This is a genomic window from Streptomyces sp. BV286, from assembly GCF_019090165.1.
Classification (GTDB): domain Bacteria; phylum Actinomycetota; class Actinomycetes; order Streptomycetales; family Streptomycetaceae; genus Streptomyces.
Window position 1 is genome coordinate 19818 of record NZ_JAHRIB010000084.1, and the last position, 16434, is coordinate 36251.

General features: G+C 70.7%; 18 protein-coding genes. 11 read left to right on the forward strand and 7 right to left on the reverse strand.

Features of this window, described 5'->3' with window-relative positions:
• The first annotated feature begins 142 nt into the window (after positions 1-142).
• From KUF83_RS11910 to moaA, 3 genes are all read left to right on the forward strand, one after another.
• Complete coding sequence (locus tag KUF83_RS11910) at positions 143-499, forward strand: DUF485 domain-containing protein (RefSeq protein WP_217454610.1); 357 nt, start codon at positions 143-145, stop codon at positions 497-499.
• Positions 496-2124: a cation acetate symporter gene (locus KUF83_RS11915; RefSeq protein WP_217454611.1), complete on the forward strand. Its 1629-nt coding sequence runs from the start codon at positions 496-498 to the stop codon at positions 2122-2124. The genes KUF83_RS11910 and KUF83_RS11915 overlap by 4 nt, the downstream gene beginning before the upstream one ends.
• A 175-nt stretch (positions 2125-2299) precedes the next feature.
• A complete protein-coding gene (gene moaA, locus KUF83_RS11920; RefSeq protein ID WP_217454612.1) occupies positions 2300-3289 on the forward strand; it encodes a GTP 3',8-cyclase MoaA in 990 nt (329 codons plus the stop codon).
• Between the two features lie 26 nt (positions 3290-3315).
• Here moaA and KUF83_RS11925 read toward each other — a convergent pair whose 3' ends face one another.
• Together KUF83_RS11925 and KUF83_RS11930 are read right to left on the reverse strand one after the other, a co-directional pair.
• On the reverse strand, positions 3316-3573 hold the full coding sequence (locus KUF83_RS11925) for a hypothetical protein (protein ID WP_374106048.1): 258 nt from the start codon (positions 3571-3573) through the stop codon (positions 3316-3318).
• A gap of 256 nt (positions 3574-3829) precedes the next feature.
• The gene (locus KUF83_RS11930) at positions 3830-4216 is read right to left on the reverse strand and encodes a DUF3099 domain-containing protein (RefSeq protein ID WP_217454626.1); all 387 of its coding nucleotides are present in this window, start codon (positions 4214-4216) and stop codon (positions 3830-3832) included.
• Positions 4217-4428: 212 nt separating this feature from the next.
• On the opposite strand from KUF83_RS11930, the gene KUF83_RS11935 reads away from it, so the two are divergent.
• Positions 4429-4704: a GlsB/YeaQ/YmgE family stress response membrane protein gene (locus KUF83_RS11935; protein WP_217454613.1), complete on the forward strand. Its 276-nt coding sequence runs from the start codon at positions 4429-4431 to the stop codon at positions 4702-4704.
• An 84-nt stretch (positions 4705-4788) separates the two neighbouring features.
• Here the strand turns inward: KUF83_RS11935 and tyrS are convergent, their stop codons facing one another.
• The 3 genes from tyrS to KUF83_RS11950 form a co-directional block, all read right to left on the reverse strand.
• On the reverse strand, positions 4789-6054 hold the full coding sequence (gene tyrS / locus KUF83_RS11940) for a tyrosine--tRNA ligase (protein ID WP_217454614.1): 1266 nt from the start codon (positions 6052-6054) through the stop codon (positions 4789-4791).
• A gap of 67 nt (positions 6055-6121) precedes the next feature.
• Entirely contained in the window at positions 6122-7540 is a 1419-nt protein-coding gene (locus KUF83_RS11945) for a metallopeptidase TldD-related protein (protein WP_217454615.1), read from the reverse strand.
• Entirely contained in the window at positions 7537-9060 is a 1524-nt protein-coding gene (locus KUF83_RS11950) for a TldD/PmbA family protein (RefSeq protein ID WP_217454616.1), read from the reverse strand. The genes KUF83_RS11945 and KUF83_RS11950 overlap by 4 nt, the downstream gene beginning before the upstream one ends.
• Positions 9061-9246: 186 nt before the next feature.
• Here KUF83_RS11950 and fabG point away from each other — a divergent pair, with 186 nt between their 5' ends.
• The 3 genes from fabG (at position 9247) to KUF83_RS11965 (ending at position 11279) form a co-directional block, all read left to right on the forward strand.
• Positions 9247-9966, forward strand: a complete 720-nt coding sequence (gene fabG, locus KUF83_RS11955; protein WP_217454617.1) for a 3-oxoacyl-[acyl-carrier-protein] reductase — start codon at positions 9247-9249, stop codon at positions 9964-9966.
• Positions 9967-9971: 5 nt separating this feature from the next.
• Positions 9972-10739 (forward strand): enoyl-ACP reductase FabI, encoded by a 768-nt coding sequence (gene fabI, locus KUF83_RS11960; protein WP_217454618.1) that lies wholly within the window; start codon positions 9972-9974, stop codon positions 10737-10739.
• A gap of 177 nt (positions 10740-10916) precedes the next feature.
• On the forward strand, positions 10917-11279 hold the full coding sequence (locus KUF83_RS11965; RefSeq protein WP_217454619.1) for a hypothetical protein: 363 nt from the start codon (positions 10917-10919) through the stop codon (positions 11277-11279).
• On the opposite strand, the gene KUF83_RS11970 is transcribed toward KUF83_RS11965, so the two are convergent.
• Entirely contained in the window at positions 11263-11958 is a 696-nt protein-coding gene (locus KUF83_RS11970) for a FadR/GntR family transcriptional regulator (RefSeq protein WP_217454620.1), read from the reverse strand. The genes KUF83_RS11965 and KUF83_RS11970 overlap by 17 nt on opposite strands.
• Before the next feature lie 103 nt (positions 11959-12061).
• Here KUF83_RS11970 and KUF83_RS11975 point away from each other — a divergent pair, with 103 nt between their 5' ends.
• The 4 genes from KUF83_RS11975 to KUF83_RS11985 all read left to right on the forward strand — a co-directional run bounded on the left by KUF83_RS11975 (position 12062) and on the right by KUF83_RS11985 (position 14582).
• On the forward strand, positions 12062-13366 hold the full coding sequence (locus KUF83_RS11975) for a CynX/NimT family MFS transporter (RefSeq protein WP_217454621.1): 1305 nt from the start codon (positions 12062-12064) through the stop codon (positions 13364-13366).
• 83 nt (positions 13367-13449) lie between these two features.
• The gene (locus KUF83_RS41910; RefSeq protein WP_254643715.1) at positions 13450-13566 is read left to right on the forward strand and encodes an SGM_5486 family transporter-associated protein; all 117 of its coding nucleotides are present in this window, start codon (positions 13450-13452) and stop codon (positions 13564-13566) included.
• 207 nt (positions 13567-13773) lie between these two features.
• Positions 13774-13989: a hypothetical protein gene (locus KUF83_RS11980; RefSeq protein WP_217454622.1), complete on the forward strand. Its 216-nt coding sequence runs from the start codon at positions 13774-13776 to the stop codon at positions 13987-13989.
• 74 nt (positions 13990-14063) lie between these two features.
• Positions 14064-14582: a histidine phosphatase family protein gene (locus tag KUF83_RS11985; RefSeq protein WP_217454623.1), complete on the forward strand. Its 519-nt coding sequence runs from the start codon at positions 14064-14066 to the stop codon at positions 14580-14582.
• A 101-nt stretch (positions 14583-14683) separates the two neighbouring features.
• On the opposite strand, the gene serB is transcribed toward KUF83_RS11985, so the two are convergent.
• A complete protein-coding gene (gene serB / locus KUF83_RS11990; protein ID WP_217454624.1) occupies positions 14684-15889 on the reverse strand; it encodes a phosphoserine phosphatase SerB in 1206 nt (401 codons plus the stop codon).
• Between the last annotated feature and the right edge of the window lie 545 nt (positions 15890-16434).

Here is a 16434-nt window from a genome sequence, read left to right on the forward strand (position 1 = left end):
GGCACCTGACGTCGCCTCCCGGACAACGTGATCCACGTCACCGTGAGGTCAGAAATCAGCCATGTCCGTACCCAGCCCGTCCCCCGATCCCGAGACACCCCCGTCCGAAGCCGCACCCGCACCCGCAACGCGAGGAGACTCCGTGGCCACCGACGCACCGCCCCCCTCGAAAGCCGAACCTCATCTCCCGACCACCGCGGAGTTCGTAGAGGTGCAGGAGAGCGCTGAGTTCGGTGAACTGCGCCGCGCCCACCGCTCCTTCGCCTTCCCGGTCACCATCGGCTTCATCAGCTGGTACCTGCTGTACGTCCTGCTGTCGATCTATGCGGACGACTTCATGGGCACCAAGCTGTTCGGCAACTTCAACGTTGCCTTCGTCCTGGGCCTCGCCCAGTTCCTCACCACGTTCCTCATCGCCTGGTGGTACGAGCGGCACTCGTCCTCCAAACTCGACCCCAAGGCCGAGGCGATCAAGTCCCGGATGGAGGGCGGCGCATGAGCCCCGCGATCACTCAGGTCCAGCTCGCGGCGGGGGAGGCGAGCGAGCACCGGCCGTTGATCATCGCCCTGTTCGCGGCCTTCGTCGTCGCCACCCTCGTCATCACCGTCTGGGCGGGCCGGCAGACCAAGGACGCCGCCGACTTCTACGCGGGCGGCCGCCAGTTCAGCGCCTTCCAGAACGGCCTCGCCGTCTCCGGCGACTACATGTCCGCCGCCTCGTTCCTCGGCATCGCGGGCGCCATCGCCCTCTTCGGATACGACGGCTTCCTGTACTCCATCGGCTTCCTCGTCGCGTGGCTGGTGGCGCTGCTGCTGGTCGCCGAGCCACTGCGCAACTCCGGCAAGTACACGATGGGCGACGTCCTCGCGTACCGCATGCGCCAGCGCCCGGTGCGTACGGCCGCCGGCACCTCCACGATCGTCGTCTCGATCTTCTACCTGCTCGCGCAGATGGCGGGCGCCGGCGTCCTGGTCTCGCTGCTGCTCGGCATCACCAGCGACGCGGGCAAGGTCGCCATCGTCGCCCTGGTCGGCGTCCTGATGATCGTGTACGTCACCATCGGCGGCATGAAGGGCACCACCTGGGTCCAGATGGTCAAGGCCGTGCTGCTCATCAGCGGCACACTGCTCATCACCTTCCTGGTGCTGCTCAAGTTCGACTTCAACGTCTCCGACCTGCTCGGATCGGCGGCCAAGAACAGCGGCCAGGGCGCGGCCTTCCTGGAGCCCGGCCTCAAGTACGGCCTCACGACCACCTCCAGCATCGACTTCATCTCGCTGGGCATCGCCCTGGTGCTGGGCACGGCCGGCCTGCCCCACATCCTGATCCGCTTCTACACCGTGCCCAACGCCAAGGCCGCCCGTAAGTCCGTGAACTGGGCGATCGGCATCATCGGCGGCTTCTACCTGATGACCATCGCGCTCGGCTTCGGCGCGGCGGCCCTCATCTCGAAGGCGGAGATCGTCGAGTCCAACCCGGCGGGCAACACGGCCGCGCCCCTGCTCGCCCTGCATCTGGGCGGCGTCGACTCGGCCTGGGGCGCGATCCTGCTCGCCACGATCTCCGCGGTGGCCTTCGCCACGATCCTCGCGGTGGTCGCCGGTCTGACCCTGGCCTCGTCCTCGTCGTTCGCCCACGACATCTACGCGAACGTCATCAAGAAGGGCCAGGCGACCGAGAAGCAGGAGATCAACGCCGCCCGCTACGCCACCATCGGCATCGGTGTCGTGTCCATCGGCCTCGGCGCCCTCGCCCGCGACCTCAACGTCGCCGGTCTGGTCGCCCTCGCCTTCGCGGTCGCCGCCTCCGCCAACCTGCCGACGATCCTCTACAGCCTCTTCTGGAAGCGGTTCACCACCCAGGGCGCGCTGTGGTCGATCTACGGAGGCCTCGTCACGGCGGTCGGCCTGGTGCTCTTCTCGCCGGTCGTCTCGGGCAAGGCCACCTCGATGTTCCCGGACGTCGACTTCCACTGGTTCCCGCTGGAGAACCCGGGCATCATCTCCATCCCGGTCGGCTTCCTGCTGGGCTTCGTCGGCACCCTCCTGTCCAAGGAGAAGGCGGACGCCGGCAAGTACGCCGAGCTGGAGGTCCGCTCCCTCACCGGAACCGGAGCGCACTGACCGTCACACCGAGCGGCCGCGTCGTAGATCCCTACGACGCGGCCGCGGCATGTCTGGAGTGATCGGGCCACGCTCGTTGTCGGTCCCTTCACGTAGGCTCGCAGGTATCGGGTCGACTGATCGTTCGAAGCAGTCGGATCCGTGCCGAGGTCCGTATCGAGGGAGGGGGCCCCACGTGCTCATCGACACCTACGGCCGGGTGGCCACCGACCTGCGCGTCTCGCTGACCGACCGGTGCAACCTGAGATGTACGTACTGCATGCCCGAGGAGGGCCTGCAGTGGCTGGCCAAGCCAGACCTGCTCACGGACGACGAGATCGTCCGACTCATCGGCATAGCGGTGACGCGGCTCGGCATCACCGAGGTCCGCTTCACCGGCGGCGAGCCCCTGCTGCGCCCCGGTCTCGTCGGGATCGTGGAGCGCGTGGCCGCTCTTGAGCCCCGCCCCCAGATGTCCCTGACGACGAACGGCATCGGCCTCAAGCGCACCGCGTCCGCCCTGAAGGCGGCAGGGCTCGACCGGGTCAACGTCTCGCTGGACACCCTGCGCCCGGACGTCTTCAAGACCCTCACCCGCCGTGACCGCCACAAGGACGTCATCGAGGGCCTCGAAGCGGCCCGCGCCGCGGGGCTGACGCCGGTCAAGGTCAATTCCGTACTCATGCCGGGACTGAACGAGACCGAGGCGCCGGACCTGCTCGCCTGGGCCGTGGAGCACGACTACGAACTGCGGTTCATCGAGCAGATGCCCCTCGACGCACAGCACGGTTGGAAGCGCGAGGGCATGGTCACCGCCGGGGACATCCTCGCCTCGCTGCGTACGCGCTTCGAGCTCACGGAGGAGGGGTCCGAGGAGCGCGGCTCGGCGCCCGCCGAGCGCTGGGTCGTGGACGGCGGACCGCACCGGGTCGGTGTGATCGCCTCGGTCACCCGCCCGTTCTGCTCGGCCTGCGACCGTACGCGGCTCACCGCCGACGGCCAGGTCCGCACCTGCCTCTTCGCCTCGGAGGAGACCGACCTGCGGGCGGCGCTCCGATCGGACGCACCGGACGAGGAGGTCGCCCGGATCTGGCGGCTGGCGATGTGGGGGAAGAAGGCCGGAGCGGGTCTGGACGACCCGTCGTTCGTGCAGCCGGACCGCCCGATGTCGGCGATCGGCGGCTGACGGCCCGGCGCAGGGGCGCCGCCCGCTCAGTCCTCGGGCGGCCGCTCCGCGGACTCCCATTCCGCCAGGGGCACGACATCCTTCAGGAAGCCGCGCGTGCCCAGGAACTTCGACAGGTGTTCGCGGTGCTCCTCGCACGCGAGCCAGGTCTTGCGCCGCTCCGGCGTGTGCAGCTTCGGGTTGTTCCAGGCGAGCACCCACACGGCGTCCGCCCGGCAGCCCTTGGCGGAGCAGATGGGAGAAGAGGGGGACTCGGGGTCGGAACCGGGGACGTTCAGAATCACGTCCTCGACCCTAGTCGAGGAGTCATCTGTCAGGACCGGTGGATGCGCCCGCCGGGCAGGCCCCGCAAAAGGCGACGCCGAGCAGCCACGGGGGGAGCTGCCCGGCGTCGGTCTGTCGCTCCGACGGGGGATGCGGAGCGCGTTCCAAGTATGTCACGGGTAACCCGTTGCCCGGCAACGGAACAACATGATTGATCTGAGCTTTTCCTGAGCTTTGCGGGGGGTCAGGATTCCGCTTTCGGAGGATCCTCCGAGGTCAGGTCCGCTCGCGCGGTTCGCCCCGCGGACGCGCGTCCGGGTCGGCCGCCAGGTCCTCCGGCGCGGGTTCCGCGACACCTCCGGCGCCGGGCCCCGCCAGCACGGGACGGGTGGGCGCGGTCACGAAGGTGGACGGCAGCGAGGGCGCGTTCTCCCGGCCCGCGTTGGCGATCACCACGGAGACGTAGGGGAGCAGGATGCCGAGCACCAGCGCAACGACCGCGACGTGCCGCTCGACGTTCCACAGGGTGGCCGCGAGGACCACGGAGACCGTGCGCACGGACATCGAGATGATGTAGCGGCGCTGCCTGCCCCGTACGTCGTCGGCGAGCCCCTGCCGGGCCCCGGTGATCCGGAAGACCTCGACGTCGCTCTGCTTGCGCATCACGCTCCACCACCCCGCCTGCATCGGACGCTCCCGGCCCGTACGGACCTCCACGTTACGCCGCGGCTGCGCCACCCACGAGACCGGGTCGGGGTCCGGTCCGGCGGGGGACGACTGCGCCGTACCGCGTACGGCCGCACCCGACATGCGCCGTACGGCAACCGGCCCGACACTGGGCGTAATGCTCGCGTAGAGCCGTAGAGGAGGCAGCCATGGGCTGGTTGTGGGCGATCATCGTGGGATTCGTACTGGGCCTGCTGGCCAAGGCGATCATTCCGGGCAAACAGCACAGCCCGCTCTGGCTCACCACGATCTTCGGCATCATCGGCGCGATCGTCGGCAACGCGATCGCCCGCGGCTTCGGTATCGACGAGACCAGTGGCATCGACTGGGGCCGGCACGCCCTCCAGCTCGCCGCCGCGGTCGTCATCGTCTTCCTGGGCGACATGCTCTACACGGCGATGCGAGGCAACAAACAGAGAACCTGAACGCACGCGAAGGAGGGCGGGTCCGTGGCGGACCCGCCCTCCTTCGCGTGCTTCCGGGCGCCGGCGGCAGCGGGCGCCCTTCGCCTACGGAGCGACCTCCACGGCGGCAAGGTTCTTCTTGCCCCGCCGCAGCACCAGCCACCGCCCGTGCAGCAGGTCCTCCTTGCCGGGGACGGCGTCCTCGGACGCGACCTTCACGTTGTTCACGTACGCCCCGCCCTCCTTGACCGTCCTTCGCGCCGCCGACTTGCTGGCCACGAGGCCCACCTCGGCGAAGAGGTCCACCACGGGGCCGGGCTCGGAAACCCTTACGTGCGGCAGCTCGGAGAGCGCGGCGCTCAGCGTCGCCGGGTCGAGCTCGGCGAGCTCGCCCTGGCCGAAGAGCGCCCGCGACGCGGCGATCACGGCGGCCGTCTGGCCGGCGCCGTGCACCAGCGTCGTCAGCTCCTCGGCCAGCGCCCGCTGGGCGGCGCGGGCCTGAGGACGCTCCTCGGTCTGCCTCTCCAGCTCCTCAAGCTCCTCACGGGACCTGAAGGACAGGATCCGCATGTACGTCGACACGTCGCGGTCGTCCACGTTCAGCCAGAACTGGTAGAACGCGTACGGCGTCGTCATCTCCGGGTCGAGCCAGACGGCGCCGCCCTCGGTCTTGCCGAACTTGGTGCCGTCCGCCTTGACCATCAGCGGCGTCGCGACGCAGTGCGCCTCGGCGTCGGGCTCCAGCCGGTGGATCAGGTCCAGGCCCGCCGTGAGGTTGCCCCACTGGTCGCTGCCGCCCTGCTGGAGCGTGCAGCCGTACCTGCGGTACAGCTCGAGGAAGTCCATGCCCTGGAGCAGCTGGTAGCTGAACTCCGTGTAGCTGATGCCCTCCTGGGACTCCAGACGCCGGGCGACGGAGTCCTTGGTGAGCATCTTGTTGACGCGGAAGTGCTTGCCGATGTCCCGGAGGAACTCGATGGCCGAGAGACCGGCCGTCCAGTCCAGGTTGTTCACCATCACCGCGGCGTTGTCGCCCTCGAAGGACAGGAACGGCTCGATCTGGCCGCGCAGCCGTCCGACCCAGTTGGCGACCGTCTCCGGGTCGTTGAGCGTGCGCTCCGCCGTCGGCCGCGGGTCGCCGATCTGGCCGGTCGCCCCGCCCACCAGGGCCAGCGGGCGCAGACCCGCCTGCTGGAGGCGGCGCATGGTGAGGACCTGCACCAGGTGCCCGACGTGCAGCGAGGCCGCGGTGGGGTCGAAGCCGCAATAGAACGTGACGGGACCGTCCGCGAGCGCCTTGCGCAATGCATCCTCGTCGGTGGACAGGGCGAACAGCCCGCGCCACTTCAGCTCGTCGACGATGTCCGTCACGGTTCTCGTGTCTCCTTGGGTGATCTTCGGGCAGCCGGAAAAACGGCCGACTGCGAGGCTATCGAGGTTATACGCCCTGGCTGACAGAGCTCATATTGAAGTCCGGCACCCGCAGCGCGGGCATCGCGGCCCTGGTGAACCAGTCGCTCCACTCACGCGGCAGCGTCTTCTCCGTCCGTCCCGCCTCGGTCGCCCGCCCCAGCAGGCCCACCGGCGACTCGTTGAACCGGAAGTTGTTGACCTCGCCGGTGACCTCGCCGTTCTCCACGAGGTAGACGCCGTCCCGGGTCAGTCCGGTCAGCAGCAGCGTCGCCGGGTCGACCTCGCGGATGTACCAGAGGCAGGTCAGCAGCAGCCCGCGCTCCGTGGCGGCGACCATCTCCTCCAGAGAGGTGTCGTCGCCCCCGTCGAGGATGAGGTTGCCGATACCGGGGGCCACCGGCAGCCCGGTCAGGCCCGCACTGTGCCGCGTGCTCGTCAGATGCTTCAGCTCACCCCCGCGGACCCACTCCGTGGCGCTGAGCGGCAGCCCGTTGTCGAAGACGGAGGCGTCGTCCCCGGAGGAGTGCGTGAGCACGAAGGGGGCGCTCTCCAGCCCGGCCTCGTTCGGGTCGCTGCGCAGGGTCAGCGGCAGGTCGGTCAGCCGGTCGCCGACGCGCGTACCGCCGCCGGGCCTGCTGAACACCGTCCGGCCCTCCGCCGCGTCCCGGGCCGCCGCCGACCACATCTGGTAGATCAGCAGGTCCGCGACGGCGGTCGGCGGCAGCAGCGTCTCGTACCGCCCGGCGGGCAGCTCGACACGCCGCTGCGCCCAGCCCAGCCGGACGGCCAGCTCGGCGTCGAGCGCCGCCGGGTCCACGTCCTTGAAGTCCCGCGTCGAGCGCCCCGCCCACGCCGAGCGCGTACGGTCCGGCGACTTGGCGTTCAGCTCCAGCGTCCCGGTGGGCTGGTCGTGACGCAGGCGCAGCCCCGTGGACGTGCCGAGATAGCTGGAGACGAGCTCGTGGTTGGCGAAGCCGTACAGCTCGCGTCCGCCCGCACGCGCGCGTGCGAACGATTCGCCCAGTGCCGGGGCGAAGTCCGTGAAGACGGCCGACGAGGTCTCGGCGGGCGCGTCCGTGAAGTCCGGGGAGGCGGGTACGCCCGCCACGAGCGGCTGGGCGTCCTCGGCGGGGCCCGCCCCGCGCGCAGCCGCCTCGGCGGCCCGTACCAGAGGCTCCAGCTCGTCCGGGGTCACCGCCGAACGCGAGACGACACCGGAGGCGGTGCCCTCGCGGCCGTCGACCGTCGCGATGACGGTCAGCGTGCGCCCGCGCGTGACACCGTTCGTCGTCAGCGCGTTGCCGGCCCAGCGCAGGTTGGCGGTCGACCGCTCGTCGGCGATGACCACGCACCCGTCCGCCCGGGACAGCGCGAGGGCGCGCTCGACGACCTCGTGCGGCTTGTTCGTCGAGGAAGTACTGCCATGGGGCGTGCGCGCGCTCATCGGCCGGCCTCCTGGGTCGTGTTGAGGATATTGACACCCTTGAAGAGGGCCGACGGGCAGCCGTGCGAGACCGCCGCGACCTGGCCCGGCTGGGCCTTGCCGCAGTTGAAGGCGCCGCCCAGGACGTACGTCTGCGGGCCGCCGACGGCCGCCATCGAGCCCCAGAAGTCCGTGGTCGTCGCCTGGTAGGCGACATCCCGCAGCTGGCCCGTGATCCGGCCGTTCTCGATCCGGAAGAACCGCTGCCCGGTGAACTGGAAGTTGTACCGCTGCATGTCGATCGACCAGGACCGGTCGCCCACGACGTAGATCCCACGGTCGACGCTCCCGATCAGATCCTCGGTGGACATCCCGGCGGGATCCGGCTGGAGCGACACGTTCGCCATGCGCTGTACGGGCACATGGCCGGGGGAGTCGGCGTACGCGCAGCCGTTGGACCGCTCGAAGCCGGTCAGCTTCGCGATCCGGCGGTCCAGCTGGTAGCCGACGAGCGTCCCGTCCTTCACCAGGTCCCAGGACTGCCCGGCGACGCCCTCGTCGTCGTACCCGATGGTCGCGAGACCGTGCTCGGCGGTGCGGTCACCCGTCACGTTCATCAGCTCGGAGCCGTACCTCAGCTTGCCCAGCTGGTCGAAGGTGGCGAACGACGTCCCGGCGTACGCCGCCTCGTAGCCGAGCGCGCGGTCCAGCTCGGTGGCGTGGCCGATGGACTCGTGGATGGTCAGCCACAGGTTCGACGGGTCGACGACCAGGTCGTACAACCCCGCCTCGACGCTCGGCGCCCGCATCTTCTCGGCGAGCAGCTCGGGGATCCGCGCGAGTTCCGACTCCCAGTCCCAGCCGGTGCCCGTCAGGTACTCCCAGCCGCGCCCGACGGGCGGCGCGATGGTGCGCATCGAGTCGAACTCGCCGCTCGACTCGTCGACGGCCACGGCATTGAGCTGAGGGTGCAGCCTGACCCGCTGCTGGGTCGTCACCGTGCCGGCCGTGTCCGCGTAGAACTTGTTCTCGTGCACCGTGAGCAGCGAGGCGTCCACGTGACTGACGCCGTCCGCCGCGAGCAGCCGCGCGCTCCAGTCGGCCAGCAGTCCCGACTTCTCCTCGTCCGGCACGGAGAAGGGGTCGATCTCGTACGAGGAGATCCAGGTCTGCTCGGCGTGCACCGGCTCGTCTGCGAGTTCCACGCGCTCGTCCGAACCCGCCGCCTTGATCACCTGGGCCGACAGCTTCGCCATCGCCACGGCCTGCGACGCCACCTTCGCGGCGCTGTCCATCGTCAGGTCCACACCCGACGCGAACCCCCAGGTGCCGCCGTGCACCACGCGCACCGCGTAACCGAGGTCCGTGGTGTCCGAGGAGCCGGCGGGCTTCGCGTCGCGCAGCCGCCAGGCCGCGCTGCGCACCCGCTCGAACCGGAAGTCGGCGTGGTCGGCGCCCAGTGCCCGGGCCCGCGCGAGCGCCGCGTCGGCCAGGGCCCTCAGCGGCAGTGCCGCGAAGGCTTCGTCGATGGAATGGGGCACGGAGGTCTCCCTGCTGTCGTCGCCTGTCGGTCCGATCATGTCGCGCGGGCGGGCCCGGCGGCCACACCTTTCTGTAGGGATCCGACAGTGAGTCCCCCAAGCCACTGTCGGTGCCCGATTCTCCGCAAGGCTGACGGTACCGATAGGTTTTCGAGGTACCAGACCGGCTATCGAAAGGGTGATCCGTTGAGCCGCTCGGTTCTCGTCACCGGAGGAAACCGGGGCATCGGCCTTGCCATTGCCCGCGCTTTCGTCGACGCGGGCGACAAGGTCGCGATCACATACCGTACGGGCGAGCCCCCGGCCGCCGTCACCGAACTGGGCTGCCTCGCGGTCAAGTGCGACATCACCGACAGCGAGCAGGTGGAGCAGGCCTACAAGCAGATCGAGGCCGAGCACGGCCCGGTCGAGGTTCTCGTCGCCAACGCCGGTGTCACCAAGGACCAGTTGCTGATGCGGATGTCCGAGGAGGACTTCACGTCCGTCCTGGACACCAACCTGACGGGCACCTTCCGGGTCGTGAAGCGCGCCAACCGCGGCATGCTGCGCGCGAGGAAGGGCCGCGTGGTGCTGATCTCCTCCGTCGTCGGTCTGTACGGCTCGCCGGGCCAGGCCAACTACGCCGCGTCCAAGGCCGGCCTCGTCGGCTTCGCGCGCTCCCTCGCCCGCGAGCTGGGCTCGCGCAACCTCACCTTCAACGTCGTCGCGCCCGGTTTCGTCGACACCGACATGACCAAGGTGCTCACCGACGAGCAGCGCGAGGGCATCGTGAAGCAGGTGCCGCTCGGCCGGTACGCGCAGCCCGAGGAGATCGCCGCGACGGTGCGGTTCCTCGCCTCGGACGACGCCTCGTACATCACTGGAGCCGTCATCCCCGTAGACGGCGGACTGGGAATGGGTCACTGATCACCATGAGCGGAATTCTCGAGGGCAAGCGCGTCCTGATCTCCGGTGTGCTGATGGAGTCGTCCATCGCCTTCCACGCGGCCAAGCTGGCCCAGGAGCAGGGCGCCGAGATCATCCTCACCGCGTTCCCGCGGCCCACCCTGACCGAGCGCATCGCCAGGAAGCTGCCCAAGCCCGCCAAGGTCATCGAGCTCGACGTCAGCAACGACGAGCACCTGGCGCGCCTGGCAGACCTGGTCGGTGAGGAGCTGGGCGGCCTGGACGGCGTCGTGCACTCCATCGGCTTCGCCCCGCAGGACGCCCTGGGCGGCAACTTCCTCAACACGCCGTTCGAGTCCGTGGCCACCGCCATGCACGTCTCGGCGTTCTCCCTGAAGTCGCTGACCATGGCCTGCCTGCCGCTGATGCAGAACGGCGGCTCCGTCGTCGGCCTCACCTTCGACGCGCAGTACGCCTGGCCGCAGTACGACTGGATGGGCCCGGCCAAGGCCGCCCTGGAGGCCACCAGCCGCTACATGGCGCGCGACCTGGGCAAGCAGAACATCCGCTGCAACCTCATCTCCGCGGGCCCCATCGGGTCCATGGCCGCCAAGTCCATCCCGGGCTTCGGCGAGCTGGCCGCGGTCTGGGACGACCGCTCGCCGCTGGAGTGGGACCTCAAGGACCCCGAGCCGGCCGGCCGCGGGATCGTCGCCCTGCTCAGCGACTGGTTCCCGAAGACCACCGGCGAGATCATCCACGTCGACGGCGGTCTGCACGCGATCGGCGCGTAAACGCCCCCGCGAAGGTCCCCGTACGGTGTCGGCGCCCCGTTCCCCGCAGCGCGCGGGGAACGGGGCGTCACCCGTTCGGCCCCACCGGCCGGGCGGCGACGGGGGGTAACGGCCCACTCTGGAGTAGGAGTTCCCCTCCCGAGAGCCCCTCCCCAGCCCGGCCGAGGAGGTCCCTTTGTGCGCCTCTCCCAGCGCTTTCCCCCGCTGCTTGCCGCTCTGAGTCTTCTGCTCGCGCTGCCCTTCGACGCCGTCTCGCACACCGCGGAAACAGCGCCGCACGCGCGCGTGCCTTCACGGGACGATGACGCCAGACCCTTCGGAGCGGCCTGCCGGACCGTCGTCGACGGCTCGTACGTGACGGCGTACTGCCACAACCCCTACCCGGAGCCCGACCGGGTCGGCCTGCACATCGAGTGTGACCGGTGGTGGGACATCGACGCCGACGGGACGAGGGTCGAGGCGGGGCCCGCGCAGACCGTCCGGCTGACCGGCCGCTGCTGGAAGGAGGTCCGCTCGGCGTGGGTCAGCCACCGGAGGTGACGTGTCCGGGCCGCCCCGGGCGGCACTGGAACGGATAACCGGCCGCCTCCGTGGCGGCCGTCTCCGCGTCACCCGTGCGGATCGCGTCCACCAGGCGCGAGTGGTCCATGTACGTCCCCGGCGTCAGCTCCTCGCCGATGTCCTCGCGCAGCCAGTCGCGCACGACCTCGCCCAGGTCCGCGTACATCGCCGTCATGACGTCGTTGTGGGACGCGGCGACCACGGCCAGGTGGAAGGTCGTGTCGGCGCTCACGAAGGCCTCCGCGTCACCCGACTCCCAGGCCCCCTCCCGGCGTACGAGGAGGGCGTCCAGCTGCTTGAGATCGCGCTCGGTGCGGCGCTCGGCCGCCAGCCTCGCCGCACTCGACTCCAGCGTGGCGCGCAGTTCGGCGATGTGCCGGGGATCGGCGTCCGCGAAACGGCGGTGCATCACACCGGCCAGCTCGCTGGTGGCCACGACGTAGGTGCCCGAGCCCTGCCGGATGTCGAGCAGGCCGTTGTGCGCGAGCGCTCTGACGGCCTCCCGGACCGTGTTGCGGGCGACCCCCAGCTGCTCCACCAGCTCCGGCTCGGTGGGGATGCGGGCGCCCACCGGCCACTCGCCCGAGGTGATCTGGTTCCGCAGCGCGGCGATGACCTGCTCGGACAGCGCCGAACGGCGGGGGTGGCTCAGCGGCATGACGGTCCTTCGCGCCAGGGGGTGCACCAGGAGGAGGCACCGCGATACGGATGCCAGGGAATTGTGCACCAGGGGATTGGACAACCAATCATCCCATGATTCTATGATGGGGTTCATGACTGGCGAGGAAACCCGGACGACGATGGCACCACCGATACGCAGCTCCGCGCACGACGCGGACCTCCGGCCGCCCGTCACGCGCGCGTGGATGACGCGCCTGGTGATCGTTGGCATCGTCCTGACGGCCCTCAACCTGCGTCCCGCCATCACCAGCCTCGGCGCCCTCCTCGAAGAGGTGCGCGACGGACTCGGCATGAGCGGCAGCGTCGCCGGGCTCCTCACCTCCGTACCGCCCCTGTGCTTCGCCGTCTTCGGTGTCATGGCACCGCGCCTCGCCCGCCGTTTCGGACCCGCCGCCGTGGTCTGCGCCGGCATGCTGGCGATCGGTGCGGGCCTGGCCGTCCGGCCGTTCGCGGGCAGCACGGCCGGTTTCCTGGCGGCCAGCGCCCTCGCGCTCATGGGCATCGCGGTCAGCAACGTCCTCATGCCGGTGATCGTCAAGCGCTGGTTCCCGGACCGGGTCGGCTCCATGACCGGCCTCTACTCCATGGCCCTCGCCCTCGGCACCGCCTCCGCGGCCGCCGTCACCGTGCCCGTGACGCGGGCCCTGGGAGGCGCCTGGCAGTCGGGTCTCGCCGTCTGGGCGGGCCTCGCGGCCGTCGCGGTCCTGCCGTGGATCCCCCTCGCGCGGGCCCGGGGCACGGCCCTGTCCGCCGAGCGCGTCCCCGCCGCGGCCCCCGGAGCGGCGCGGGAGACCGCTCCGCTGCGGATCACCCGGAGCCGTACCGCCTGGGCCCTCGCCGTGTTCTTCGGGCTCCAGGCCACCGCCGCGTACATCACGATGGGCTGGATGGCGCAGATCTTCCGGGACGCGGGTGTCCCGGCGGGCACCGCCGGACTGCTGCTCGCGGTCACGATGGTCATGGGCGTACCGCTGGCCTTCGTCATTCCGCGGCTTGCCACCCGCCTGCCCCACCAGGGACCGATCGTGGTCGCCCTCGGCCTCTGCGGCTTCGTCGGCTACGCGGGCCTCTACCTCGCCCCGGCGGGCGGCGCCTGGGCCTGGGCCCTGCTGCTCGGCGTCTCCAACTGCGCGTTCCCGCTGGCCCTCACGATGGTCGGCATGCGGGCCAGGACCGGCGCGGGGGTCGCACAGCTGTCGGCCTTCGCGCAGAGCACCGGGTACCTCATCTCGATCCCCGGCCCGCTGCTGGTGGGCGTGCTCTACCAGCACAGCGGTGGCTGGGGGCTGCCGATCGCCCTCATGGCGGGCCTGATGGTCCCGCAGATCGTGGTGGGCGTCCTCGCGGGCCGCGACCGCATCGTGGAGGACGAGGCCGCACGGTGACATGACGGACGGCGTGCGCGTGGCCGTCCCGGGGAGCCGACCCCACCGGTGAGGGGACGGGCGGAGGGTGCGAGACTTGCCGTATGCCCGTGCTCGATCCGAACCCTCAGAACGGCCAGAAGAAGATGCTGCTCGTCTTCGGCGCGTTCCTCCTCATCTTCGTGGTCATCGGCGTCATCGCGTCGATCGCCTCCCCCTGAACGCGGCGGCCCGCCACCGGCCGTGACCCCGACGCCCCGGCCCTCGCGCGACGCGATGGTGGGGTTGTCCCCACCATCCCCTAGGGGGTGAGTGTCAGGGTCAAGTGGGTGGATCACCGGATGGGTTGGGCGCTCCCGGGTCCGTACCTTCGAGATGTGACCGCGAGGACGCGGACCACGGACCACTCGGAGCCCCACGGAGGCGGCATGTCGGCCCCTACGCACATCACGCCCCGTCCGGCGAGCAGGCGCGGCGTCGACGTCACACTGCCCTGGTGGGCGCTCGTCCTCCCCGCGCTCGCCTTCGTGGCGCTCCTGCTGCTGATACTGAACCCGGCGGACGCCCACGCGGCGGGCACGGACCCGGTGGTCGGAAACCTGTTCGAGCGGATCCAGCAGATCGTGCTGCACCAGGACTCCTGAGTTCCCGGCGCCCATGGCGGGCAGCGCATCAACTCCCTGCGCCCCATGGCGTGTTTCGTGCGAAGCTGGGACTCATGAGCGTCGCAGAACCCCGCAGGATTGTCCTTTTCCGGCATGCGAAGGCCGACTGGCCCGAGGTGCCCGACCACGAGCGTCCGCTCGCTGAGCGGGGCCGCAAGGACGCCGCCGTCGCCGGACGCAAGCTGGCCGACTCCGGCATCCCCTTCGATCTGGCCCTCTGCTCCACCGCGGTCCGGACCCGCGAGACATGGAAGCTCGCCGTCCACGAGCTCCCGCACCGGCCGAAAACGGTCTACGAGGAGCGGCTCTACGAGGCCTCACCCGGCCAGCTGATCGCCGTACTCAACGAAACCCCGGACGACGTGCGCAACACCCTCCTGATCGGGCACAACCCCGGAGTGCAGGGCCTTGCCGACATCCTGGCCGACCGGTCCGAGGACGAGGCGCAGGAGCGGCTGAGCCGCCACGAGTTCCCCGCCGCCGCGTTCGCCGTGTTCTCCTTCACCGGCTCGTGGAAGAGCCTGGAGCCCGGCGCGGCCACGCTGGTCGAGCACTGGGACCCGTCCGAGTAGTCACCCACCGAACGCGGACGGGGCCCGGCACCTTCACGGTGCCGGGCCCCGTCCCTGTCGTGGGCGACCCGGGCAGGACCCGGGTGGGGTGCGGGGACGCGTCAGTCCACGTGCATGTCCGCCGCCTCGACCTCTTCACGCGTCACACCGAGCAGGTAGAGGACCGTGTCCAGGAAGGGGAAGTTCACCGCGGTGTGCGCCGCCTGGCGCACCACCGGCTTGGCGTTGAAGGCCACTCCCAGGCCGGCCGCGTTGAGCATGTCCAGGTCGTTGGCGCCGTCACCGATCGCCACCGTCTGAGCGAGCGGTACGCCCGCCTCCGCGGCGAACCGGCGCAGCAGCCGGGCCTTGCCCGCGCGGTCCACGATCTCGCCGGTGACTTTGCCCGTCAGCTTCCCGTCGGCGATCTCCAGCGTGTTGGCCTGGGCGAAGTCGAGCCCGAGCCGCTCCTTGAGATCGTCCGTCACCTGCGTGAACCCGCCCGAGACGACCCCGACCTGGAAACCGAGCCGCTTCAGCGTACGGATGAGCGTGCGCGCGCCCGGCGTCAGCCGCACCTCGCTGCGGACCTTGTCCACCACGGAGGCGTCGAGCCCTTCGAGGAGCGCCACGCGCGCGTGCAGCGACTGCTCGAAGTCCAGCTCCCCGCGCATCGCGGCCGCCGTCACCTCGGCGACCTCGTCCTCACAGCCGGCGTGGGCGGCGAAGAGCTCGATGACCTCGTCCTGGATGAGCGTGGAGTCCACGTCCATGACGACCAGGCGCTGCGCCCGCCGGTGCAGCCCGGCGGCGACCACCGCGATGTCGACGCCGAGGGCCGCGGCCTCGGTCACCAGGGCGGTCCTGAGCGCCTCGGGCTCCGTACCGGAGACGGCGAACTCGACGGCCGTCACGGGGTACTTGGCCAGCCGGAAGATACGGTCGATGTTGCCGCCGGTCCCGGTGATCCGGGCGGCGATGGCGGCCGTCGACTCCGCGGTGAGCGGATGCCCGAGGACGGTCACCAGCGACCTGCCGTGCCCGCGCGGCCGGTTGTCGCCGTGCCCGGAGATGATCTCCGCCTGCAGCCTCATCGAGTCGGCCCAGCTGTGCACCGTGGCCCGCAGATCGCCTTCCAGACCGGCCGGCGGATGCGTCACGAGCGCGCACAGCACGATCCGGCCGCGCGTGACGACCTGCTCGATGTCGACCACGTCGACCGAGTAGGCGGCGAGGGTGTCGAAGAGCCCGGCCGTGATACCGGGACGGTCCTTGCCGAAGATCTTGACGAGGAGAGTGGGAACGTCAGAGGTCTGCGATGCGCTCATGGTGTTCACACCGTATCCGGCACCCCGTGCCGCCCGCCCCCGAGGTCCGCCTGACGGACACGGAACAGTAGGTGTCCCGGGGGTGTCCCCGGCCCGTACGGATCATGTCCACGTCTCGTTCCGCCCTCCTTCCCGCCCTGCGCCCCGGCTCTCGTCCCGTTCCGGGTCATCGCCGTCCGCCCGGCTTCCGCGGCGGGGGCGGGGGCGGCAGCTCGTCCGGCGGGGGAGGCGGCCCGTCCTGCGACGACCGGGAGCGGTGCCGGGGCCCCGGCCCTGGCGGCGGGGGAGGCGGGGTGAAGGGCCGGGCCACCGTCCGAGCCCCGTACACGTCGTCGGGCGGCCGGGCACCGGGGAGCCGCCCGCCGGGGCCCTGCACGCCGGGGGAGGAGGGAGCACCCGGGGCCCGCCCCCCAGGCCCCTGGCCGGACCCGGGCTCCCGCAACTCGTCGGGCAGCCGCAGATAGGGGTTCGTGTCCGGGTTCGCCGGCCGGAACGGCGCTCCGGGGTGGTAGGGCCCGGCCTCTCCGGCGACCTCCGCGTACGGG